The organism is Amazonocrinis nigriterrae CENA67, from assembly GCF_016056305.1.
Classification (GTDB): domain Bacteria; phylum Cyanobacteriota; class Cyanobacteriia; order Cyanobacteriales; family Nostocaceae; genus Amazonocrinis; species Amazonocrinis nigriterrae.
Window position 1 is genome coordinate 69,387 of sequence record NZ_JAECZC010000028.1, and the last position, 22,470, is coordinate 91,856.

Below are 22,470 nucleotides of genomic sequence, written 5' to 3' on the forward strand. Positions count from 1 at the left end.
GCCGCATTTCCCAAGCGAGGCTTGTATAGATAATCTTGTCTAAATCATTGTATTTTGGTTGCCAACCCAAGACTTTGCGAATTTTATCAGCACAAGCTGTAACACAGGCAGGATCACCTAAACGCCTTTGGGCAAAAATAACAGGAAAATCTACCCCAGAAATAGTTTTGACTCTTTCAATAACTTGCCGCACACTGTATCCTTGCCCATAGCCACAGTTGAAAATCTGGCTTTCATGTCCTTGTTCTAGGTAGCGCAAAGCATCTACATGGGCTGTGGCTAAGTCTTCAACGTGGATATAGTCACGAATTCCGGTGCCATCTGGGGTAGGAAAATCAGTGCCATAAATTCGCACTTCCGGCTTGCGCTTGAGTGCTGCATCACAAGCAGCCCGAATTAAATGAGTTGCATTCGCTGACATTTGCCCCAATCGCCCGCCTGGTTCAGCACCTGCTACATTAAAATAACGTAGAATTACGTAGCGCAGTGAAGACGATGCTGCATAGTCCCTAATCAGCCATTCGCTCATCAACTTAGAGCGACCGTAAGGATTAATTGGTAGTGTCGCAGCAGACTCAGTAACGGGATTTTCTGTGGTTTCCCCATAAACTGCTGCTGTGCTAGAAAAAATGATCTGGTTTACCCCCATAACATGACAACAACGCAGTAAATTCAAAGTATTGCGGGTGTTGTTGGCGTAGTAATCAAGGGGATGAGAAACCGATTCTGGAACAATCAGACTAGCTGCAAAGTGCAGCACTGCACTAAATTTATATGTGGCGAAGAGTTGATAAAGATGTTCGCTGTCTGCTAGATCACCGATTACAAGTTTGCCATGCAATACAGATGTCCGTGAACCTGTGGAACAATTGTCATAGACTACGACGTTGTAGCCGGCTTCCCCAAGCTGACGGACTACATGAGAGCCAATGTAGCCTGCACCGCCAGTTACTAAAACTGTATTTTTCATCTACCTTTACCTAACAAAACTACTCGAATGGTTTTGAAGGCGATCGCTAAATCTAACCAAGGGGAATAATTCTTGATGTAGTAGAGGTCGTAAGCTAGCTTTTCGTAAGCATCTTCAATTGAGGCACCGTAGGGATACATTACCTGCGCCCAGCCGGTGATCCCTGGTTTTACTAAATATCGCACTTCATAATAAGGAATCACTTCTTTGAGCTTGACATCAAATTCTGGGCGTTCTGGACGCGGCCCGATCAAACTCATTTCGCCACACAACACATTCCATATTTGTGGTAGTTCGTCAATTCGCATTAAACGCAACCAGTAGCCGACTCTAGTGATCCGGGGATCGCGTTGACTAGCCCACTGTGCGCCGCGCTTCTCTGCGTCTTGATACATGGAACGGAATTTATAAACCCTAAATGCTTTGCCATACAAGCCGCTGCGTAGCTGACTGTAGAATACGGGGCCTGGACTATCTAACTTGATTGCCAAAGCTACCATCAGCATCATCGGCGATAACAACACAAGTAACACTGCCGCGAGAATCAAATCTACAACGCGCTTCAGTTTCATACTGAAGTTACCAGGCATCAAGTTAAAACCAGCGCTAAATGCTAACCATCTATCCTGTAGCAAAGATGAGGGAAGTTTTGACCATAAACTTTCATAAAAATCTGGTAACCGATAAACCGGAATACCTCGCAGTCTGATTTCCATCAAATTTTGGATTTGTGATTCCGAAAAATGAATATCGCTGGCTACTACCACCCCTGACCAAGGTTCTTGACTCCATTTCGGCAAATCGTTGAGATTACCTGCACAATTGAAATAACCATCTATTAAATGTGTAGTATCTTCACTTAGTTCAGCTAGTACAACCAACTTTCCCAGCGGATTCAGCGCCAGTAAGTTTTGTATCCATTTGATTGCACTTGGATCTGCACCTAATATTAACCAACGCGTCTGTTGTGCTTCTGAGTGCAACCATTTCACTGCCAATAGGCGTAACATAATTGCCCAGATTGTGAACAGTCCCAAGCTTGGTAACAAAACACTCCGCCACCACAATGGATTGTCCTTGCCTGTGCCTGATAAGTAAATGAGGGCAGAAGTCAAAAGTGCGATCGCTCCATTAGCAATCAAAATCCGCATAGGTACCCGTAAACCTGCGATTTGGGTATCTGGACGGTATGCGTCCGCCAGATAAAGCGCGGCAATCAACAATAAGAAAAAAGCGTAAACAATCGGGTCAAACCAATCTAGTTGCTGACCCAGACGCAATTCCAGGGAAAGCCCTAGACAGGCAAACAAGCCAAGAATATCCCCAAAACAGAGCAATATAGGTAAAATCCGTAGTAAATTGGGCAACCTAGTATTTGCCCGTGAACCGATATAACTGCTAAAACTCATTGATTTTATTACTACTGTGTATCTTATGAATGTTTTCAGAGCCGCGACTTCTCAAAGAAATCGCGTTTCTTGTTTATGTGAGAAGGTTGAGAATATAAGTCTTTTGATTTTTGAATGCTACTTTCTCTACTTGAAGAGCAACTGTATTAGGACACTCTGACAATAGTTGCAAATGTAGCGTGAAACTACAAAAACGCAGTGACTCTTTTTGACTTTTGCATAGGGCTATTAGCTGTTCAGCAATATTGAACATGAGTTGTATTACTTGAGATTCAAACTTTAATTACAAACAAATTTTTGGCTGCTTTTTTTGACATTACTGTGAAAATAAAACTTTTACTTAATTGTTTATTTTTATAAAGGTTTTCATCCGATTGGGGTAGGAGCTAATTGTATAAGTGTTTTATGAATCGCTTATACGCTGTATCAAAATCAATTGCGTTTAGCTATGATTTCAAGTGCTTTCAGCAGTAGATTAGGGAAACAAAAAATGCTATTAACACGCTATCAACCATTCATTAATTAGGTAATTACCTATTTAACAGGCTGGCTATATGTGATTTTAAACTACTTAGAGAAAAAATTATCTCAATATAAAAATTGTGTCAAGCAATTCTTCGTTAGGAAAAGAGGATACAAAGCAAAAAAAGCTAAGAAAAGCAGGTATTACTTTATTTTTATTGTAAAAAATGAGGGTAAAAAGCAAGTATAATAGGCATTCTGAAATATTTATAATAATGATTATCATAAAACTACGTATGCTTATTTCTTTTCAAAAAAAATTTTTTTAGTATTTTTTAATCTATGTCATTAGTTCAAAAAATACTTATAACATAGACTGTATAGTAGTACAATCAATAACTGAGATTCAATAAATGGTATCTAAAAATACGTCATGTCAATAGACGGCTAAAAGGTGGTATTCCAATTTTGAAATTTTATTTTTTCCGAAAAAATGATTAATACCTGTTGACTTTAAAAAACTTTTTTTGATATATGTCTTTACGGAGATAAAAATACTTTGATAGTCTAATTTAGGAAAAAGGTAATTATGAATAAATCTAAAAAAATGATTTTTTGGTATTTTTGGCTTAAACAACCCTAAATTAGGAATAATCGCCGATGAATAACTCAGGTAAATTTTGAAAATTTATTTTCAACATTATTGATGGTATCTAAACAAGAAGAGCAAGATTCCTTTAATTTTCAAGAGTATTCGCTGATATTCAAAAGGCATTGTCTAGTAATAGCAGTTGTGACTGCATCTATCTTTGGACTAACAGCCTTAGCTTCCTTCAAGCAAAAACCAATTTATCAAGCGGAAGGTAAACTACTTTTCAATAAGACTAATCGTGTTTCTTCTTTAACGAGTATCTCTGAGAACACTGGAGAACTCAGTGGAGTGACCCAAGTCAGTAAGCCATTGGATACACAAGCAGAAGTCATCCGCTCGAACCCGATTGTCAAAAAAACGATTGATGCCATGAATCTCAAGGATAAACATGGCCAACCTATAGAAATTGATGAATTTCTCAAAGCACTTAAGGTTAATACCGTTAAAGATACAGATGTTTTGACGCTTTCTTACCAAAGTCAAAACCCCCAACAAGCAGCAGCAGTGGTTAATTCACTGATGGGCAATTACCTAGAGAACAATGTTCAGACCAACCGAACTGAGGCTACAGCAGCCCAGGAATTTTTACGCAAGCAATTGCCTGAAGTTGAAGCAAAAGTGATGCAAGCAGAAGCTGCATTGCGTCGGTTCAAAGAAAAAAACAAAGTGATTGTCCTAGAGGATGAGGCAAAAGCAGGGGTAGAAAGCCTGAAGGATTTATCAGATCAAATTACCAAAGCCACAGCCGACCTCGCAGAAGCCCAGAGTCACTCTGACGCTTTGCAAAGTCAATTACAATTGAGTAAACAGCAGGCTGTAGCTCTCAATACCCTGAGTGAATCTACGGCTGTGCAACAAGTTCTAGCAGAATACCAGAAAGTGCAAGACCAGTTAGTAGTAGCGCGGACTCGGTATACTGAAGAACACCCAATCATCAAAGATTTGTCATCTCAAGAGATAGCCTTAAGAAAACAACTCCAACTGCGAGTTAGTCAAACTTTAGGCAGCAAGCAGTCCATACCACAGCAGAATTTGCAGATAGGAGAACTAAAGCAGACCCTCACAACTCAACTGGTGCAGTCAGAAATAGAACGCTTGGCGCTAGCGAACCGAATAGCAGTGTTAAAGAATGCATACTCACTTTCGCAAAAACGCTTGAGTGTGTTACCGCAGCTAGAACAAACACAGCTACAGCTAGAACGAGAGTTGGCAGTAGCGCGTTCTACCTATGAAGAATTGTTGAAGCGATTTCAAGAAGTTGAAGTTGTAGTCAACCAAAACGTGGGCAATGCGCGAGTGATTTCTCCGGCTTTAGTTCCGAAAAAACCTGTGTCTCCTCGCCTGACCCTCAACTTAGCTCTAGGGGGATTTTTAGGAATTTTGTTAGGTGTGGGAACAGCGTTACTTTTGGAAGCCAGAGATAAATCTTTAAAGACTGTCGAGAAAGCCAAGCAAGTATTCGGCTATCCTTTGGTGGGCATTATTCCTCACCTCAATGAAAAATCGAGTGAGACTCATAAAGATGTCGTTGCACTGCCTGTGAGAGACAACCCCTATTCGCCTGCTAGTGCGGCTTTTGAGATGTTCCAAGCCAACCTAGACTTCACTTTTGGGGATCAACTATTAAAGGTGATAGTGGTAGTCAGTTCCATTCCTGGCGAGGGTAAATCTTTCGTTGCAGCAAACTTGGCAGTAGCGAAGGCCCACATGGGACACCGAGTGCTGTTAATAGATGCAGATATGCGTCATCCCTATCAACATGTAATTTGGCAACAGCACAACCTCATGGGTTTGAGCAATATTCTAATTGGTCAATCTGAATTATCAACCTCTACTCAAGAAGCACTAATTAATCTGGAAGTATTACACGCTGGGATGATTCCGCCTCAACCAGCAGCACTGTTAGACTCACGGCGGATGGCTGCATTAATCGAAGCGGCGGTGAGAGACTATGACTTTGTAATTATCGATACTCCAGCTTTAAATTTGTTTGCTGATGGACTGCTATTAAGCAAGCTGGCAGATGGCATATTGTTGACTGTACGTCCAGAAATACTTGACTCGACAGCCGCTAAAGCCACAAAGATGTTGCTAGAACAATCGCGATCGCATGTTTTAGGAATAGTGGTGAATGCAGTTACTGATGAACAGAGTTCTGGTTACTATCACACCAGAAATTCTTACCAAAGAAGGAATAGCGATCGCAATCAGACCAATATTGTAAAAAATAGAACAATTTTTTAGTTGATCTAAATCTTTTTCCGTGTCACGCCAGTTGCTACAACGCGGGGAACCCGCGCAACGCACTGGCTCCTTTGCACCTCTGTGGTTCGATAAAAAAATGAATCAATCAACCGAAACAACTTTATTAAACCCCCTTTTAGAAGAACTATCAAAATATCGCGGCAAACGGATATTCTTTGAACCTTTACATGGAAATAATGGCGATAAATTAATCGAAATGGGTAGCCGTGAAATGCTGCACAAACTAGGAGCCAACTTAGTTAATCAACCGCAGCAGGCAGACGCGATCGTTGTCAACGGTGGCGCCGGAATGACTGACATATGGGTACACGGCTTTAATACACTCAGAAATTATAATTGTCTTTATCCCCAGACACCTTTAATTGTCTTACCATCGAGTTTTTGGTTCACAGAAACTAACTTTGCATCATTATTTAGCGAGCGAGTTGCACCTGCTTTTGTATACGCGCGGGAACCTTACAGCTTAAAGACTCTCAAAGATTTAGTTTTTCCTGGCAATGTCCGTTTGGGAATAGATCATGACATGGCTTTTCATCTGCAAGATTCTTTATATATCAAAAACCTGCAATCTCAAACAGCACAAAAGCATATTTTGATTGTAGAGCGTAATGATCCCGAAAGCGTCACAGGTTCATATCAACCAGAGCAAACTATTTCAACAACAAAATCAAGCTATATTCCCAAGTTTATTAAACGACCGATTAGGCGCTACATTTTAACACCCTTAAAACATGCAGCTTTAGCAAAAACTCTTGGCGAACAGGGAGCAAACACAACATTTGTGCAAGAAAGCTTAAACCAAGTACTTCAAGATCATCCCAATTTAGCAGGTTTGCCAGTTTTCGCTGCTGATATCAGTAACCCTGACCTTTGTAGCTTCCATACCTTTAGTAAGTTGATTGCAGAAGCAGCAGTAGTTGTAGCAACTCGATTGCATGTAGGTATTCTTGCTGCAATGCTAGACAAACCGACTTATATTCAATCAGGTTCTTATCATAAAATTCGGGGCATTTTTGAGTACTCCTTAGTAGATAAACAAAATGTCCGATTAGTTTAATATTGTCATTGATTTCAGCGTGGTCAAAATACATGAAACGTCGTGCAAGTGTCATTTTTATTAATAGTCTCTCCACCTATGCCCGAATGGGTATAAGTATGTTTTTGAGTCTATTTATTACTCGCACGGCCCTAGATGTACTAGCCCAAAATTCTCCAGCGCCGAAGGAAGTCTTCGGTATTTTTATGCTGTTGATATCAACCTCAACAACAATTCAATTTCTCAACGAGAGTACGCAGCAAGCTATGGTGCGTTTTCTCTCAATCAGCCTGCAAAACCGTGATTGGCATCAAACTAAGCAATTATTTAATAATGGCTGGTTGATGAGTACGGTGATTGGCTCAAGCATTGCTGTGGTCATGGCAATATTTGCACCGTGGATCATCACATGTTTCAATATTCCTGAAGAATTGATTTCACAAGCTAAATATGTCGTGTGGCTTTCAGCTTTGGCGCAGGTTATCAATGCTGTGAGTCAGCCTTGGTATGCAGCTTTGAGTGCTGAAGAACGGTACACGCTGGTCAACTTTTTGAGTGTACTACAGCAAATTTTGATTTTGATTGGTTTGAATTTGCTGCGTTTTGTGCCAGTTAATTTATTAGTTGGCATGACTTTAGTGTGGTTGACTCCGGGGGCAATTATTGGGATATTATTAGCAGGTTGGCTAACTCTGCAAAAGCCTTTTCTCAGGCTCGATTTCCATGTTATAAATTGGCAAGATAGCAAGAAACTTTTCTCATTGGGTGGATGGTCAAGTTTAATCGGCTTTGCTAGCAACCTATACGAACGAACAGATCAAATTCTGATCAATTTGCTTTTGGGGCCAGCCTTAAATGCCATTTATGCTGTTGCACTGCAACTCGGAAGCGCTTTAAATCGGCTGGTGACATCATTAACAACAGTGCTTTTACCAGCAGCTTCCAGACTTTCAGATAGTGGTTCTGTATGGGAAAAGCAGCAGCTAATTCTCCGTTCAACCCGCTATGTGCTGACTCTGGCTTTACCTGCGGCTTTTGGGGTTGGTATATTTCGGCGGGAGATTATCGAACTGTGGTTGGGTAAAGGATTTGAACAAGCGATCGCTATTCTACCATTGACGATATTTTTAGTCTTTTCTCGCATTCCCATATTTGTTACCTGGCCTTATTTAACTGCTACAAATCAGTTGAAATTACCAGCTTTGGCAATCTTATTAGATGGTATCTGTAATGTATTTCTGAGTATTTGGTATGTGAAAGATTTCAATTTAGGTTTAGCTGGTATTGTATTAGGGACACTTTCAACTAACTTGATCAGGTTTATCTTTTTTCAAATCCCTTTAGTCGCAAAATTAGTTGAATTACCAATTTATCAATATTGGCTAAAAGGGTACACAAGACCAATAATTCCTATGTTTTGGCTTGTGCCTACTCTGTGGTTAATTGAATTGTGGAAGTTGCCGATCGCCTTGACAGCTTCATTATTAATTATTTCTGCTGTGCTATATACAATATCGGTGTGGTTATGGGTTTTTGATGAATATGAACGCAAACTGTTTATTGATATAGTTAACCATGTATTGCGCTCAAAAAAAGTTCGTATTTATTAACTCTAAAAATCTTTAAATAATTTGAGGTAATTAATCATGGATATCATAATTTGTACTTATAATAATGCAGCTCTACTAGAACGTACTCTTGCAGCTATTTCACGGCAAAAAGTTTCTCAAAATTATCACTGGACAGTAACAGTAGTAGATAATAATTGTGTAGATGAAACTCCTGCAATTGTTGAAAAATTTATTCGTGCTAATACTATACCCGGTCTACATAGAATAGTAGAGAAAAGACAGGGATTAACTTATGCGCGTATATGTGGAATTACAAATACTACTAGTGAATGGATAGCTTTTGTAGATGATGATTGTGTTATTTCTGAGGATTGGGTAGAAAACGCCATCAAGTTCGCTTCATCTCATCCAGGTTGTGGTGCATTCGGTGGGAAAGTAGTTTTAGATTGGGAAGTTACTCCTTCTCCTGTCATCAACAAGTATTCACGTACATTTGCAGCTTTTAATCTTGGCGAAAGTTCAAAACAGTTAACTAGAAGTAATTTTCATATCCCTGGTGCAGGTTTAGTTGTTCGCAGAACTGCTTTAGAGAAAAGTGGTTGGCTAGTTCAACAATTTCTCACAGGTAGAGCAGGAACAAAACTCACAGCAGGGGATGATTCAGAGATAGTTTTACGAATTCTTAATGCAGGTTATGAACTTTGGTATACACCTGATTGTTTGCTGCATCATTTTATCCCTGCAAGACGCATAACCGAAAAATATTTGATAGATATGAATTACGGTTTTGGTATTGCTGCTCCTTATATTGCTAGTTTACGTTGGAATCGTTCTTATTTGATGTGGTTAGCGGTGTCTATAATACGCATTTTAAAATATTTGGGGGAAACATTAGTGTCTGCGATCGCAGCTTTGATTAACTCAGATAAAAAAATAGAAGCTCTCATCACATGGAAATGGACTAAGGGTCAACTTGATAGTTTATTGACCATATTAATGATGCGTGGTGAAGAGCGTAAGACATGGTTAACTGTATTTAATTAGTTGTTGATTTGGTGAAAATATTTACCATAATTAGAACAGGAACTTCCAAGTAATAGAATCTCCCACAATTCATAGTTATCAGTCATCAACTTTATTTCTTGGAGTTACCTAACTCATTAACAAAGTAATAATGAATATATTTTTATTTTTTGTTTGCATTCCAATCCTTTTTCTGCTGCCAATTCTTTATCCTCCCATTGCAAGCTTTACAGCCATATTTTTTGTAAAAAAAGAGCTAGATTCTATAGCCTTATTTCTGGTTATTTCTGCTGCGATCGTCAGTTCACTAATATCAGCAACAATTATCCCAGTTGGCGATACACAAGTATATATTGATTCTTTTAAAGATATTCAATTATTTGATTTTACTCAATTAAAACTAAATAATAATGGTTTTGAGCCATTTTACAAAATCTACGAATACTTATTAAGTATTTTTTTAGAAGATAATCAAAAATTTTTTTTACTAACCACAGCTTTAATATTTAATTTGCTATCAACTATAGCAATACTCCGAATCTGTCTGAGATTCAACCAAACTAAATTAGCATTTATAATTTTTGCTGTATATTATAGTCTGGTTGCACCTGCTTTAGGAGTTCCACTTTTTCTCTTAAGATCAAGTTTATCATTATCTATTCTTTTTCTAGGTATTAGCTATTATAATCAAAAAAATGTAATTTTTTATTTACTAGCGATAATAGCAATATTGATACACTCTGGAAGTATTTTAATTTTTGGAGCAATCATATTTCAACGTGTGTTGCATTCCTTAAGTGAGAAAATAGAAAAAATTGGGTATGGAAAAATCACTTCACTCAGCAAAATCTTAGGTTTACGATTTTCTTTACTTCTCTTATTTATCGGTTTTTTATTAGTAGCACTTACTCCTAATTTGCTTATTTCAGTTTTACAGAACTTTCTGACCAGTTTTGGCGAAAGTGGAGGATTGGCATCAAGTAAGTCTAAATCCTTTTTAGATACAAATAAGGAAAATTTTGTAGATTTTACAAATCCAGTATTTTTATTGCAAGTTGCTCTAAGTTTATTATGTTTTCTAAAATTGCAAGATGACTTATTAATACGACCAAATATAAGTAATACCAGCAATCAAAAATTATCTAATTTGTTAGAATCTTTAAGAGTTGTTGGCAGGTTACAAATTATCATGATTGTTCTGACAGGGCCATTTAATTTTTTACCTTACAGACTGGGATTTTTTAATTTTTTGTATTTTCCTTTTTGGTTGATTAATGTACCATATTTATCTTTTGTAGAGATAAAATTAGGACTGAAAAAATATTCCAAATATTTGATAATATTCGCTCTCATATCTGTTCTAACTTATACATTTTATTGGATGCCCAAGAGACAAAATAACAACTATTATATTGTGGTTTTAGAAGGCAAACCGTTAAGCTACAATCTTCCTCAAGTGATTGAAAAATTTTTATATTAGCTGAAGCCTCACAATAACGTAGATTTTGACATAAAAACAATTTATCAAACACAAGGTTTATTTATGAATAATTGTTTAGTATCGATAGTCACAATATCAAAAAATTATGCAAAAGGTTTATATAGAACCTTAGAATCAGTAAAAGAACAAGATTATAAAGAAATAGAACACATCATTATTGATGGAGATTCTCATGATGAAACTAAAGAACTTTTGGAATCATATTCACACTCCAAAATTTATATTTATTCTTCAGAACCAGATAGTGGTATATCTGGTGCATTTAATAAAGGTTTAGACAAAAGTAATGGTGATTTAATCTTCTTTTTAAATGCAGGTGATGTGCTTTTATCCAATACTGTTATTTCACAAGTGGTTCAAAGCTATCTTCAAAATAAATGGAAATGTGCAATAGGTATCACCATTGCTACAAGTATTACAGGAGAAACCGTATTTTATCGTCCACCTCAGCTTTCATCAAAGTTTCTAAAATATTTTATGTTTTTACCACACCAGGGTTTTTTCTGCGAAACATTACTGCATAAAAATTACAGATATGATGAATCGATTAAAACCTCTATGGACTATGAATTATTTATCAGAATGCTGAAAAATATAGAAATATTTTATTTACCTTTAGTAGTGTCAATACGGGAACCTGGGGGGATTTCTAGCCAAACTAACAGGAGAATTAGTGAGCATTCATTTATACGCATGAAATATGCTAAAACAATACATGAAAAATTGATTGTAAGAATTATTAATGCCTTAATCAGGTTAAAAGCTAATCTCAGGATTGATTCGCCTTTTGCAGCTAAAAGAATCAATAATTAGAAACTCAATTTAAAAAAAGAATTTTGAAAAAGTAAATCGTATTTCAGTATAATCAGAATAATGGCTACAACATACCTTTTTAGACCAAAAAACCCGATGTTACATCATTGCTCAGAATCTTTTTATAAAGCAATGACTTTCAACTTGAATTCTGAAAAAGAAGCTGATTATTTATATTATCTAACTTCTGTAAATGTTGACAATGGCTTAGATATAGCCAAAAAAATTTTCAAGTTAAACTCAGGAGACACAATATATCTATTTTTCTTTTTAATTCAATCAGATTACTTAGTTTTAACTTTAATTTTAAAGGCGATCGCTCAAATTTTCTCGAAAGATTTAAAAATTTATTACATGATGCATGAGCCACGCTTTGAAAAGGGAAGGATTAATCCTATCAAAGCATTTCTGATATTTATTTATCATTTCTTATTTGGTCATTTAGCAGATAAAATTTTATTACCAAGCGATAAAGCTCTTTTTCAAGCAAAAACATTCATCAAACCTGACAAGCTATATAAGTTAAACTTAACCTTTCTATCTCCACTAGAAAGTCTTTTACAAAAAAATTTACAGCAACTCAAGTGTAGTTGGGACAATAATAAAACCTTTTCATTACTAGGTCGAATAGATATAGATAAAAACCCTCAAGGTTTTTTAGATTTAGTAAATATAATTAACGAATATTATCCAGAACAAGCTAGATTTATTCGTGGAGGACGTGACAGAAATGTGGATGTACCCTACGATGAAGAGCTAATAATTAGATTTTCTAGTTTTTTATCTGATAGTGCTAAAAGCTTTTTATTTGGTTTGACGCATTTCGTTGTCATTCCTTACTCGTTTTCAACTCAAAGTGGTGTGTTAGCTGAAGCCTTGAGTTATGGAAAATTATTAATTATCAATGATATTCCTGCATTTTCATCTCTTAAAGATTTAAATTTTTTATTTTTAGTTGATTTTAATAATAAAGACGCAATATTAGAGTGTATTCATAAATTATTGAATATGGATATTTGTGATTACGAAAATCGCTATTGGCAAGCAGTAAAATATTTCCAAGAACATCACTCAGAAACTTATTTATTAAAAGCTTTGAAAGATATATTGTAACTGTATTTTATTTTTGATTTACAATTACAAGGCAATAAAAGTCAACAATTCTATATCTTAAAAGAATGAAGCTACTTTTTGTTACTCCTAGATTTCCTTATCCACTTTTACGAGGCGACCAAGTTGTTTCTTATCATCGTATTCGTACTCTTGGTCAACGCCACAAAATTACATTATTGACTTTTTATGAACATCCTTCGGAACTAGAGAATATTGACTATATAAGTCCGTACTGTGAAACAATACACACAGTTAGGCTGACAAAGTTGCAATCAATTTTCAATATAGTTAAAGGAGTATTGAATTTACAATTACCACTACAATTATCTTACTATCAATCTGAGGAGTTTCAATATAAAATTAATTCAATATTAACAGACAATAGTTTTGATTTAATACATATTTTTTTAATTAGAGTAGCCCCTTACTTTCATCATATCTCTACTCCTAAAGTTTTAGAAATTATTGATTCGATGCAACTCAATTTACAACGTCGTATTGCTTTAGAATATTTACCTAAACGTTGGATTTTTCAGGAAGAACTTCGTCGCATTATTCAATATGAGCATAATCTGCACAATTTTTTTGACCATATGGTTGTTGTATCTGAAAAGGATAGACAATTCATTCCTAGCAAGCGAGTAAAAGTTATTCCTAATGGGATAGATACTAGATTATTTTGCCCAGTGGGACAACCACCACTCAAACCAACTCTGATTTTTTCAGGAAATATGAGTTATGCCCCAAACTGTCACGCAGTTAAGTGGTTTGTGAAATCTTGCCTACCTATAATTCAACAAACAATTCCTGAAGTTTCTTTTCTAATTGCTGGTGCGAACCCCTCTAGAGAAGTTTGCAGTTTGGGACAAACACCTGGGGTAACAGTTACAGGTTTTGTCAAATCTATGCCAACAATATTAAGACAGGCAAATGTTGCTATTGCACCTATGCAATCAGGATCTGGTATTCAAAACAAAATTTTAGAAGCAATGGCATCTGGACTACCTGTAGTCACTACCACTCTTGGACTAGGTAGCCTGAAAGCTACACCAGGCAAGGAAATTATGGTAGCAGACAGTCCAGAAGATTTTGCAAAAACTACAATTACTTTGCTAAAAGATACTGAATTAGCCGGAAAAGTTGGGCATCAAGCAAGAGAATTTGTTGTTAATAAACATAGTTGGAAAGTTGCCGCTAACCAAATTGAAGAACTATACGGTCATATTTTAAGCCAAAAAATTGAAGTAGACTCTTTGGAGAGATAACAATGAAATCTGATAAATCTATAATCCTTTTAGAATTTAATGAACTTTGTCCTTCTTTAATGCAACGTTTTATTCAAGAAGGTAAGTTGCCTAACTTCCAGCGTTTTTATGAACAATCAGAAGTGTATACAACTGATGCAGAAGAACAAGCACCATTTTTAGAACCTTGGATTCAATGGGTGACAGTACATTCTGGTTTACCTTATAGTGAACATCAAGTGTTTCTGCTGGATGAAGGATATAAATTAAAGGCAAAATCTATTTGGGATATTGTTTCGGAAGCGGGATTAAAAGTTTGGGTTTGTGGCAGCATGAATGTCAACTATCATTCACCGCTAAATGGATATGTAATGCCAGATTTTTGGAGTACAAAAATAACTCCTAATACTGCTGAATTAATACCATACTTCCGATTTGTCCAAAAACAAGTCCAAGAACACACAAATGATTATGTTCCCCTAAGTCGTGCTGAATATTTGAGATTTTTAGGCTTTATGAGTAGTCACGGACTTTCACTACAGACTATTAATGCTATTATTCAACAACTAATTCGTGAGAAAATCACAGCAAAATATCGCTGGCAACGTGCAACTATTGCAGATAAGCTTCAGTTTGATTTATTTTGTTGGTATTATCGAAAACTAAAACCTCAATTTTCCACTTTTTTTATCAATAGTACCGCCCATTTTCAGCATATGTACTGGCGGAATATGGAGCCAGAGCAATTTCAAGTTAAGCCTTCAGCAACAGAACAAAGAGAATATGAAAAAGCAATTTTATTTGGATATCAGGAAATGGATCAGTTGATAGGTGGCTTTTTGAATTTGCTGGATAATAATACAACTCTTATTCTTTCTACAGCATTAAGCCAACAGCCTTGTCTAACTTATGAAAACATAGGAGGAAAACACCTGTACAGACCGCGTAAATTTGAAAAATTATTAGAGTTTGCAGGTATTAATAGTAAGTTCGTTTGTTCTCCGGTAATGGCTGAAGAATTTCATATCCGGTTTGAAAATAACCAGGATGCAACTGAAGCAGAACAAAATCTTTTAGCTTTACAAGTAAATCAGCGTCCGATGATGCGATTAAGGCGTACTGGAAATGATATTTATGGTGGTTGTGGTATTTTTGATGAATTACCAAATGATGCAACTTTGACTTTTGTTAATAGTGGCAAATCAATACCATTTTTTAAGATTTTCTACCAAATAGAAGAGATTAAAAGTGGTATGCATCATCCAGATGGTATTCTATGGATTCGTAAACCAAACTGTCAGCACTCAGTTCATCAAGAAAAAGTATCTTTGCTTGCGATCGCTCCAACTATTTTAGAGTTACTAGACGTTCCTAAAGCAGATTTTATGAAAACAACAGCGTTGGTTTAGAAGATGACTGATGACTGATGACTGATGACAGTCATTGGTCAACTACTTATCCTTGCTATTGTCTAGCTCAGTCTATCAAAGATGTCGCTTGGACTGTGTGACTCAATTAGTTGAGTCACTCTTTGTTTAATCTCATCACGCACTCTAGGGAAAATTTCTGGTTGTTCAGCTGGGTCATCTAACTGCCAATCTTCAAATACTTCCCGCACAACCCACTCCGGTGGCAAATTCACGCCACAACCACACAGAGAAATCACTACATCAAAGTCTTCTGCTTTGAAGTCACTCAAAGGTTTGGAATATTGATCTGTAATATCGATGCCAATTTCTTTCATAGTAGCGATCGCTTCTGGTCTAACTTGGCTTGCTTCTAACCCAGAACTAATTACTTCAATCTTTCCCTTACCGAGAGTTTTGGCAAAACCTTCCGCCATTTGGGAACGAGCAGAATTCTTTTTGCAGACAAACATCACACGTTTCATAGTTCAATTACCCTATTAAAGCCACTAAATTTATAAGGTTCTCGATTCAGGTGGTGCGAAATAACGTTTCTGGAACCAGAAAGCAACATTTACCAAACTAATCAGTACAGGTACTTCCACTAAAGGGCCAACCACAGCTGCAAAAGCTGCACCCGAATTAATACCGAACACTGCAATGGCTACTGCGATCGCTAACTCAAAATTATTTCCTGCCGCTGTAAATGCTACACTTGCAGCTCTGGAATAATCCGTTTTAATTCGCCAAGCCATATAAAAGCTGACCAAAAACATCACGATAAAGTAAATAATCAACGGGATTGCAATTTTAATTACATCCAAGGGAATTTGAACAATTAAATTCCCTTTCAAGCTGAACATAATCACGATTGTAAATAGCAAAGCAATCAGCGTAAGGGGGCTAATTTGTGTCACAAATTCCTCGTGATACCAACGTTTACTTTTCATTTTTAATAAAAAGTAACGAGTGAAAAATCCAGCTAAAAAGGGAATACCGAGATAGATAAACACACTCTGCGCTATCTCGGCAATGCTGACATTAACGACACTGCCTTGCAGCCCAAACAGCGGCGGCAGGACACTAATAAATAACCACGCATAAGGACTGTAAAATATAACTTGAAAAATGCTGTTGAAAGCAACCAAACCAGCAGTGTACTCTGTATTACCTCTTGCTAAATCACTCCATACAACTACCATTGCAATACAGCGGGCTAATCCAATCAATATCAATCCTGTCATATATTCTGGATAACCTCGTAAGAAGATAATTGCCAGAACAAACATCAAAATTGGCCCAATAATCCAATTCTGAACTAAAGACACACCAAGAATTTTTCCGTTGCGAAATACGTCTTTTAATTCTTCATATCGCACCTTAGCTAAGGGTGGATACATCATCAAAATTAAACCGATGGCGATGGGTATATTGGTTGTTCCTATCTGAAACTGATTAATAAAAGCTTCGATTCCAGGAAGAAAATAGCCTAAGCTGACCCCGACAGCCATTGCTAGAAAAATCCATAATGTCAGGAAGCGGTCAAGAAAAGAAAGTCGTTTAGAAATGGTTTTCGTTGTCATCACTTATTCCACCTTAATCTTTGTCCCAGTTTTTGCCGTATTACTAACTTCAATGGCTTTTTGAGACTGCTGATTTGTTTGTACAACTGCTTACCAAAGCCAGCATCAAGAGTGCGATCGCCAGTTTCTTCACCTTTGCCTTCATTGACTTCCCCTACCTGTGTGATGGCTGGGTTTGTATATCCTATATATCAATAAAACTTGATATATAGGATACTTGTCAATAGCAATATACAAAAATATATCAATAAAACTTGATATGTTAGAGCATATCTGCCTAATTACTTATCATTCAGAGTATGTGTGCATAAAGCTTAAAACCTGCTCCCTTGCTCCCCTGCACCATCAGGGATTGTCACAAGAGCGGGCAGGCAGTAGCTTAGTTAAGCGGCGATAATCGGATAAATATTGCTCTAGGACAACAAATTGAGCCAAATTCAGGCTGTAGTAAATCCAGCGTCCCTCTTGGCGCGATCGCACTAAGCCAGCTTCTTTGAGAGTTTTTAGGTGAAAAGACAATTTCGACTGATTAACCCCTAAAGTCTCGCACAAGTCACACACACATAATTCTTGCTCTCGCAGCAGTTCCAAAACTTGCAGTCGTAATGGCTCAGAAAGAGCATGAAAGCCAGCAGCGATCATATCAGAAGTGGGAGTGTAGAGAGAATCCATCAAATTTTATTGAACTATTTTTTTATCATACTAACCTGAAGGGCTTGTCATCAGTTATCAGTCATCAGTACTCTATCCAATTTGATACAGCCGAACTTCATAGGAATTCAATAGGGCGTTAAAACTTGCCTGAGAGGATAGGTGAGTGATGGTCTCTTGCTTAATAGCTACTGATTTACCAGCCAATGCCGGAGTGAGTTTTATAGTCAAGTTAACCTGATGATGATTTTGGTTAACAATTATCAGCAAATATTTGGTAGTATTAGGAATGGTAAATAATTTAAATTGTATGTTTGAGTAATTAATTTGTACTGAATTTGTTAAGTCTTCTCCTTTAGCGATCGCAGGCATATACTTTTTAAGTTCCTTAACAGTAGGATACAAAACTGATTGATTCCAAACATTTGAAGAGAAATCATACATCCAAAATAGCAAACTGTCAGCCCCAGCTATAACTGATAAATAAAACATGTAGCGAAATTCTGCCTCAGTTGGCAATCTTTTTTGGGAGTGTTTGTCACTATAAGCTTGTAGTACATTCCAAAATTTTTTGTTGTTAACAGTCGCTAAATCAACAACTTTGTTGAGTGCTTTCTGGTAAGATGATATCCATTGAAACTCTTGGACTCCTACTTCACAAGGATAACGATCCCACATCAATATATCCATTGCACCCATGTAAGGTTTAATTTTCTTGATATCGGCAAAGACTAAGGCAATTGGTCTTAATTGATCTTCTTCTTTAATGGCCTGGTATACCCTTTCCAAGGACTCTGGAGAGAGTGGTGTAGGTTTTCTAATCTCCGGTTCATCATAAAGATACCAGCCATAGACAGAAGGATGATTTTTAAAAGTCTGAACAAAGTCTTTCACCCCAGAAATATTTTCTGATACCACCAACGGACGAGAAATTTCCAGCATAATTTTTACACCTGCTCGATCAGAAGCATCTAAAAATTCTTCGATTTTTTCCTTTTCAGCTTTTTCAACATAAGGCATTAATAAATCAATTTCTTCAGCAGATACCTTGTCTAGCACAGCAATATTAGTAACATAATCATACCAGCCTAAAAAGAAAGGTAAATTGCGCTTGCGAGTGGGAATTGAATAATTTTTGGAATTTCTACCCCCAAGTATGGTAGTAGTAAAACTTGCAGCGAAACCAGTTATCAAAGCTATAAGTTCACGTCGCGTAAACATGATAATATAAAAATTTAATATTTACACAGAGAGCTTATTTTATATCATGTCTGCAATGATGTAAACAATCATATAATTAGACTTATTGCAAAAGTCGTTCTTTTTGCGTTCTTCTTTGCGTCTACCCTGCGGGAACGCCTGACGGCGAATGCGCCTTTGCGTGAGGCAAAAATCATACCATTAATCAGCAACACCTTGATTGATCAATTGGTCGAGTTTCGTTTTGTGCTGTTGGCGTAACTCTTTGAGAGTTTTAAATGACAACCGACTCAGTTAGCGCTTGAGACAAAGAAAACGTTACACTCATATATTGCATATAACTAACTTTTACCCTCATGACTGGAGAGCAAAACTTTGGGAATAGAACTACGCAGTTTCGTATTTCTCGACAGCCTGCAACCCCAACATGCAGCATATATAGGAACAGTAGCCCAAGGTTTTTTACCATTACCAGGAGATACATCGTTATGGATTGAAATCTCCCCAGGTATTGAAATTAATAAAATTACCGATGTCGCGCTCAAATCTGCTTCTGTTCGTCCGGGAGTACAGGTAGTTGAGCGACTGTATGGCTTATTAGAAGTTCATTCTGCTTCTCAAGGAGAAACGCGAGCTGCTGGTCAAGCGATTTTGGCGATGTTAGGAGTTAAAAAAGAAGAATGTCTCAAACCGCGGGTAATTTCTACTCAAATCATCCGCAACATAGATGCTTACCAAACACAACTAATTAATCGCACACGACGGGGACAGCTATTATTAGCAGGGCAAACGCTATATGTATTAGAAGTTGAACCTGCTGCTTATGCTGCACTAGCTGCGAATGAAGCAGAGAAAGCAGCGGCGATTAACATTCTCGAAGTGCAAGCTGTAGGTAGCTTTGGACGGCTTTATTTAGGTGGACAAGAACGCGATATTCTTGCAGGTGCGGCTGGGGCTTTAACGGCCATTGAAAATGTACCTGGTCGAGTAAATCCTGTGGGTGGGCGAAAAGAATAAAGGAGAGAAAATGGCAAATCGGGAGCATCTAACTTTACTCAAAGCAGGTGCAGTCACATGGATTTCGTGGAGAACGGAACATCCTCACATTGAACCAGATATCAGCGCCGCAAATCTGCAAGGGGATAACCTCAGAGGTGCAAACCTGCAAGGGGTAAACTTGAGTAAGGTGGATTTGAGTAATGCTTTACTTGTCCGAGCCAACCTCAGCAATGCTAATCTTGCAGCCGCTAACCTTTATCAAGCCAAGCTGATTGAAGCGAATCTCAGCGCAGCTAATTTGAGTGTTGCTAACTTGAGCGCTGCGACATTGACCCAGGCAAATCTCAGTCATGCTAATTTGATTGGGGCTGATTTAAGTGAAGCGAATTTGATTGGTGCTGCGATCGCAGATGCTAATCTAATTGGGGCTGACTTAAAGGGCGCTAACTTAAGAGACGCAGATTTAGGTGCAACAAAGTTAATGCGAACTAACTTGTGTTTTGCAAATTTGATTGCAGCTAACTTAATTGGGGCTGACCTCAGCGAAGCAACCCTGTATCACACAGAATTGTTAGGGGCTTACCTATACAAAACTGACTTATATAAAGCTAATTTGAGCAAGGCTCACTTGAGTGGTGCATACTTATTCCGGGCGAACTTGAGCGAAGCTGATTTGAGAGGTGCCAACTTGAGTTGGACTAATCTTAGCCAAGCCAACTTAGCAGGGGCTGATCTGAGAAAAGCTAACCTCAGAGGAGCTAATCTCAGGGGAGCTAATCTCATCGGTGTGAATCTTGAAGAAGCGATTATGCCTGACTGATGACTGATGACTGATGACTAATCCCCATCTCCCCAACCAGGACGGGGTGATTTGTTGCAAAAATTTGTCAAATATTAGTTGGCAAGTATAAAATTATACTTTAATATAGTAAGCATGAGAAAGGCGATCGCCCTCCGCCAAGAGTCTGCAACCGCCTTTCTCTAAACCCCCCTATTAGGAGTCAACTATAATCATGGCACAAGAAGAAAAGTTCGGCGATCATCAAAACTTCCCACAAGGACAGTTTCAAGAGAACTTGAACAGCGAAGACTTGGATGCAGCTAACCTCAAGCCATCTCCCGAAAAGCCATTACGCAAAAGAGAACCAATTAAACATCTATTAATTGGTTCTCCCAAAGCTGTCACCAGCACAATTCACTTATTGCAGATGATTGGCTATGCAAATGTTGGAGATTGGAGTCCACTACAACTAACTGGCAACCCTGACGAAGTAATGAGTATTTTAATCCGTCAGATTTCAGTTTCATAACTTTAAACCAGAAGCCCGACTTTTCTAAAAAACCGGGCTTCTGTTTTGCCGACTGCAAGATACTGATTTAGGACTTATTATGATGTCCGGCAAATTGCCCATAATAAAAACACCCCACCCCCAGCCCCTCACCGTTGACGGGGAACTCGGGGCCCCCTCTGGGGATTAGGGGCAGGGAGACAAAGCATCGCTTTGGCTCTTTGGGGTAAGCGCAGATATTAAGGGTAATGGAGCGGACATGATATTACGCAGCTAGATTATTTGTTGAGGTCGGGAATAGGGCATTGGAGGTTTTTTCTGCCCTATGCCCCAGCAAGAGCCTCAACCCTTAATTTCTCTCCTATGCGTAAGTCCTATTAATATCGCACATAGCGAGCAGGAACCCAGTACCGACGACCGTTTCGTGTTCTTTCCCAATGTCCAGGAATCAACCTCTGACGGACAACTCGACGGTTAACTACTGGACGAACCACTCGACGACGGTTAACCACTTCACGCTGAACGACTCGACGGTTAACAACATTAGGTCTAACAATGATCTCTGCTGCCGATGCTTGTGATGGTAAAGAAGCAATTGCGATTGGTAGAGCAAGTAATGCACCGATGATAATGCGTTTCATAATGTGAATCTCCTATTAATTACGTTTAGTTTTGTCTACAACATTCCTGAATAATTTGTGAACATTTCCCCCACCAATACTTTAAAAATGCATTTAAAGTAATAGTTTTTTCATGAAATAAAGTGTTCGTAAAACTATAGGTGGTTTGTGTTCACGACTCAGTAATATTGCTGTATTGCCCTAAGTTTATATCATTAACTAATAACAAAGATTGGAAGAAAGTCATAATTTCAGCATGACTTTAGTCATGTTTAGGCAATGTGCAACTTTTTTGAGATCGAGTTGCAAACATTGGCAAAAATCTGTTAAAAGTTATAAATAAATGGGAAAAAATAACATCTGATGGTAGATGAGAATATCTTTGTTATATAGCGTTTCATAGTAAATGTAGGGTGTGTTATGCCGTAGGAATCGCGCACCGTCAACAATTCAAGGTGCAGCGCTTGGCGACAACACACTTGACATTTGTATTGCAACGTAGTGAAAATCGCTATATTTTGCTAATGATATCATGTCCGCTCAATTACCCTTAATAACCGCGCTTACCCCAAAGAGCCAAAGCGATGCTTTGTCTCCCTGCCCCTAATCCCCAGAGGGGGCCCCGAGTTCCCCGTTGACGGGGAGGGGTTGGGGGTGGGGTGT

19 protein-coding genes are annotated in these 22,470 nt (G+C 37.7%); 12 read left to right on the forward strand and 7 right to left on the reverse strand.

Annotated elements, in window-relative coordinates; all coding sequences use genetic code 11:
- Both galE and I8748_RS15845 read right to left on the reverse strand, forming a co-directional pair.
- A partial coding sequence (galE, locus tag I8748_RS15840; protein ID WP_198125537.1) for a UDP-glucose 4-epimerase GalE occupies positions 1-970 on the reverse strand: 970 nt, incomplete at its 3' end.
- A complete protein-coding gene (locus tag I8748_RS15845; RefSeq protein ID WP_198125538.1) occupies positions 967-2,379 on the reverse strand; it encodes a sugar transferase in 1,413 nt (470 codons plus the stop codon). The genes galE and I8748_RS15845, both read right to left, overlap by 4 nt.
- A 1,168-nt stretch (positions 2,380-3,547) precedes the next feature.
- On the opposite strand from I8748_RS15845, the gene I8748_RS15850 reads away from it, so the two are divergent.
- The 9 genes from I8748_RS15850 to I8748_RS15890 all read left to right on the forward strand — a co-directional run bounded on the left by I8748_RS15850 (position 3,548) and on the right by I8748_RS15890 (position 15,468).
- Complete coding sequence (locus tag I8748_RS15850; protein ID WP_198125539.1) at positions 3,548-5,737, forward strand: GumC family protein; 2,190 nt, start codon at positions 3,548-3,550, stop codon at positions 5,735-5,737.
- A gap of 97 nt (positions 5,738-5,834) precedes the next feature.
- On the forward strand, positions 5,835-6,815 hold the full coding sequence (locus I8748_RS15855) for a polysaccharide pyruvyl transferase family protein (protein WP_198125540.1): 981 nt from the start codon (positions 5,835-5,837) through the stop codon (positions 6,813-6,815).
- Between the two features lie 32 nt (positions 6,816-6,847).
- Entirely contained in the window at positions 6,848-8,404 is a 1,557-nt protein-coding gene (locus I8748_RS15860; RefSeq protein WP_198125541.1) for a lipopolysaccharide biosynthesis protein, read from the forward strand.
- Positions 8,405-8,440: 36 nt separating this feature from the next.
- Positions 8,441-9,409, forward strand: coding sequence for a glycosyltransferase (locus I8748_RS15865; RefSeq protein ID WP_198125542.1), 969 nt, complete (start codon positions 8,441-8,443; stop codon positions 9,407-9,409).
- A 130-nt stretch (positions 9,410-9,539) separates the two neighbouring features.
- Positions 9,540-10,868: an EpsG family protein gene (locus tag I8748_RS15870; RefSeq protein ID WP_198125543.1), complete on the forward strand. Its 1,329-nt coding sequence runs from the start codon at positions 9,540-9,542 to the stop codon at positions 10,866-10,868.
- Between the two features lie 63 nt (positions 10,869-10,931).
- Positions 10,932-11,702, forward strand: a complete 771-nt coding sequence (locus I8748_RS15875; RefSeq protein WP_198125544.1) for a glycosyltransferase family 2 protein — start codon at positions 10,932-10,934, stop codon at positions 11,700-11,702.
- 60 nt (positions 11,703-11,762) lie between these two features.
- Positions 11,763-12,815 (forward strand): glycosyltransferase family protein, encoded by a 1,053-nt coding sequence (locus I8748_RS15880; protein WP_198125545.1) that lies wholly within the window; start codon positions 11,763-11,765, stop codon positions 12,813-12,815.
- 65 nt (positions 12,816-12,880) lie between these two features.
- Entirely contained in the window at positions 12,881-14,080 is a 1,200-nt protein-coding gene (locus I8748_RS15885; RefSeq protein WP_198125546.1) for a glycosyltransferase, read from the forward strand.
- Positions 14,081-14,082: 2 nt separating this feature from the next.
- Complete coding sequence (locus tag I8748_RS15890; RefSeq protein WP_198125547.1) at positions 14,083-15,468, forward strand: hypothetical protein; 1,386 nt, start codon at positions 14,083-14,085, stop codon at positions 15,466-15,468.
- Between the two features lie 62 nt (positions 15,469-15,530).
- Here I8748_RS15890 and arsC read toward each other — a convergent pair whose 3' ends face one another.
- From arsC to I8748_RS15910, 4 genes are all read right to left on the reverse strand, one after another.
- Positions 15,531-15,950, reverse strand: a complete 420-nt coding sequence (arsC, locus tag I8748_RS15895; protein WP_198125548.1) for an arsenate reductase, glutathione/glutaredoxin type — start codon at positions 15,948-15,950, stop codon at positions 15,531-15,533.
- 30 nt (positions 15,951-15,980) lie between these two features.
- Positions 15,981-17,048: an ACR3 family arsenite efflux transporter gene (gene arsB, locus I8748_RS15900; protein ID WP_198125549.1), complete on the reverse strand. Its 1,068-nt coding sequence runs from the start codon at positions 17,046-17,048 to the stop codon at positions 15,981-15,983.
- 345 nt (positions 17,049-17,393) lie between these two features.
- Positions 17,394-17,720: an ArsR/SmtB family transcription factor gene (locus I8748_RS15905; RefSeq protein WP_198125550.1), complete on the reverse strand. Its 327-nt coding sequence runs from the start codon at positions 17,718-17,720 to the stop codon at positions 17,394-17,396.
- A 72-nt stretch (positions 17,721-17,792) separates the two neighbouring features.
- Positions 17,793-18,920: a glycoside hydrolase family 2 TIM barrel-domain containing protein gene (locus tag I8748_RS15910; protein ID WP_198125551.1), complete on the reverse strand. Its 1,128-nt coding sequence runs from the start codon at positions 18,918-18,920 to the stop codon at positions 17,793-17,795.
- Positions 18,921-19,274: 354 nt separating this feature from the next.
- Here I8748_RS15910 and I8748_RS15915 point away from each other — a divergent pair, with 354 nt between their 5' ends.
- The 3 genes from I8748_RS15915 (at position 19,275) to I8748_RS15925 (ending at position 21,208) form a co-directional block, all read left to right on the forward strand.
- Entirely contained in the window at positions 19,275-19,916 is a 642-nt protein-coding gene (locus tag I8748_RS15915) for a hypothetical protein (RefSeq protein ID WP_096553223.1), read from the forward strand.
- Between the two features lie 10 nt (positions 19,917-19,926).
- The gene (locus I8748_RS15920; protein ID WP_198125552.1) at positions 19,927-20,718 is read left to right on the forward strand and encodes a pentapeptide repeat-containing protein; all 792 of its coding nucleotides are present in this window, start codon (positions 19,927-19,929) and stop codon (positions 20,716-20,718) included.
- Positions 20,719-20,911: 193 nt separating this feature from the next.
- The gene (locus I8748_RS15925; RefSeq protein ID WP_214662593.1) at positions 20,912-21,208 is read left to right on the forward strand and encodes a hypothetical protein; all 297 of its coding nucleotides are present in this window, start codon (positions 20,912-20,914) and stop codon (positions 21,206-21,208) included.
- Between the two features lie 356 nt (positions 21,209-21,564).
- On the opposite strand, the gene I8748_RS15930 is transcribed toward I8748_RS15925, so the two are convergent.
- On the reverse strand, positions 21,565-21,828 hold the full coding sequence (locus tag I8748_RS15930) for a hypothetical protein (RefSeq protein ID WP_198125553.1): 264 nt from the start codon (positions 21,826-21,828) through the stop codon (positions 21,565-21,567).
- Between the last annotated feature and the right edge of the window lie 642 nt (positions 21,829-22,470).

What these genes read in the sequence shown, in the direction of transcription:
- I8748_RS15845 (WP_198125538.1), bottom strand. Translation starts at nt 2,379, where the DNA reads ATGAGTTTTAGCAGTTATATCGGTTCACGGGCAAATACTAGGTTGCCC.
- I8748_RS15850 (WP_198125539.1), top strand. Translation starts at nt 3,548, where the DNA reads ATGGTATCTAAACAAGAAGAGCAAGATTCCTTTAATTTTCAAGAGTAT.
- I8748_RS15855 (WP_198125540.1), top strand. Translation starts at nt 5,835, where the DNA reads ATGAATCAATCAACCGAAACAACTTTATTAAACCCCCTTTTAGAAGAA.
- I8748_RS15860 (WP_198125541.1), top strand. Translation starts at nt 6,848, where the DNA reads ATGAAACGTCGTGCAAGTGTCATTTTTATTAATAGTCTCTCCACCTAT.
- I8748_RS15865 (WP_198125542.1), top strand. Translation starts at nt 8,441, where the DNA reads ATGGATATCATAATTTGTACTTATAATAATGCAGCTCTACTAGAACGT.
- I8748_RS15870 (WP_198125543.1), top strand. Translation starts at nt 9,540, where the DNA reads ATGAATATATTTTTATTTTTTGTTTGCATTCCAATCCTTTTTCTGCTG.
- I8748_RS15875 (WP_198125544.1), top strand. Translation starts at nt 10,932, where the DNA reads ATGAATAATTGTTTAGTATCGATAGTCACAATATCAAAAAATTATGCA.
- I8748_RS15880 (WP_198125545.1), top strand. Translation starts at nt 11,763, where the DNA reads ATGGCTACAACATACCTTTTTAGACCAAAAAACCCGATGTTACATCAT.
- I8748_RS15885 (WP_198125546.1), top strand. Translation starts at nt 12,881, where the DNA reads ATGAAGCTACTTTTTGTTACTCCTAGATTTCCTTATCCACTTTTACGA.
- I8748_RS15890 (WP_198125547.1), top strand. Translation starts at nt 14,083, where the DNA reads ATGAAATCTGATAAATCTATAATCCTTTTAGAATTTAATGAACTTTGT.
- arsC (WP_198125548.1), bottom strand. Translation starts at nt 15,950, where the DNA reads ATGAAACGTGTGATGTTTGTCTGCAAAAAGAATTCTGCTCGTTCCCAA.
- arsB (WP_198125549.1), bottom strand. Translation starts at nt 17,048, where the DNA reads ATGACAACGAAAACCATTTCTAAACGACTTTCTTTTCTTGACCGCTTC.
- I8748_RS15905 (WP_198125550.1), bottom strand. Translation starts at nt 17,720, where the DNA reads ATGGATTCTCTCTACACTCCCACTTCTGATATGATCGCTGCTGGCTTT.
- I8748_RS15910 (WP_198125551.1), bottom strand. Translation starts at nt 18,920, where the DNA reads ATGTTTACGCGACGTGAACTTATAGCTTTGATAACTGGTTTCGCTGCA.
- I8748_RS15920 (WP_198125552.1), top strand. Translation starts at nt 19,927, where the DNA reads ATGGCAAATCGGGAGCATCTAACTTTACTCAAAGCAGGTGCAGTCACA.
- I8748_RS15925 (WP_214662593.1), top strand. Translation starts at nt 20,912, where the DNA reads ATGGCACAAGAAGAAAAGTTCGGCGATCATCAAAACTTCCCACAAGGA.
- I8748_RS15930 (WP_198125553.1), bottom strand. Translation starts at nt 21,828, where the DNA reads ATGAAACGCATTATCATCGGTGCATTACTTGCTCTACCAATCGCAATT.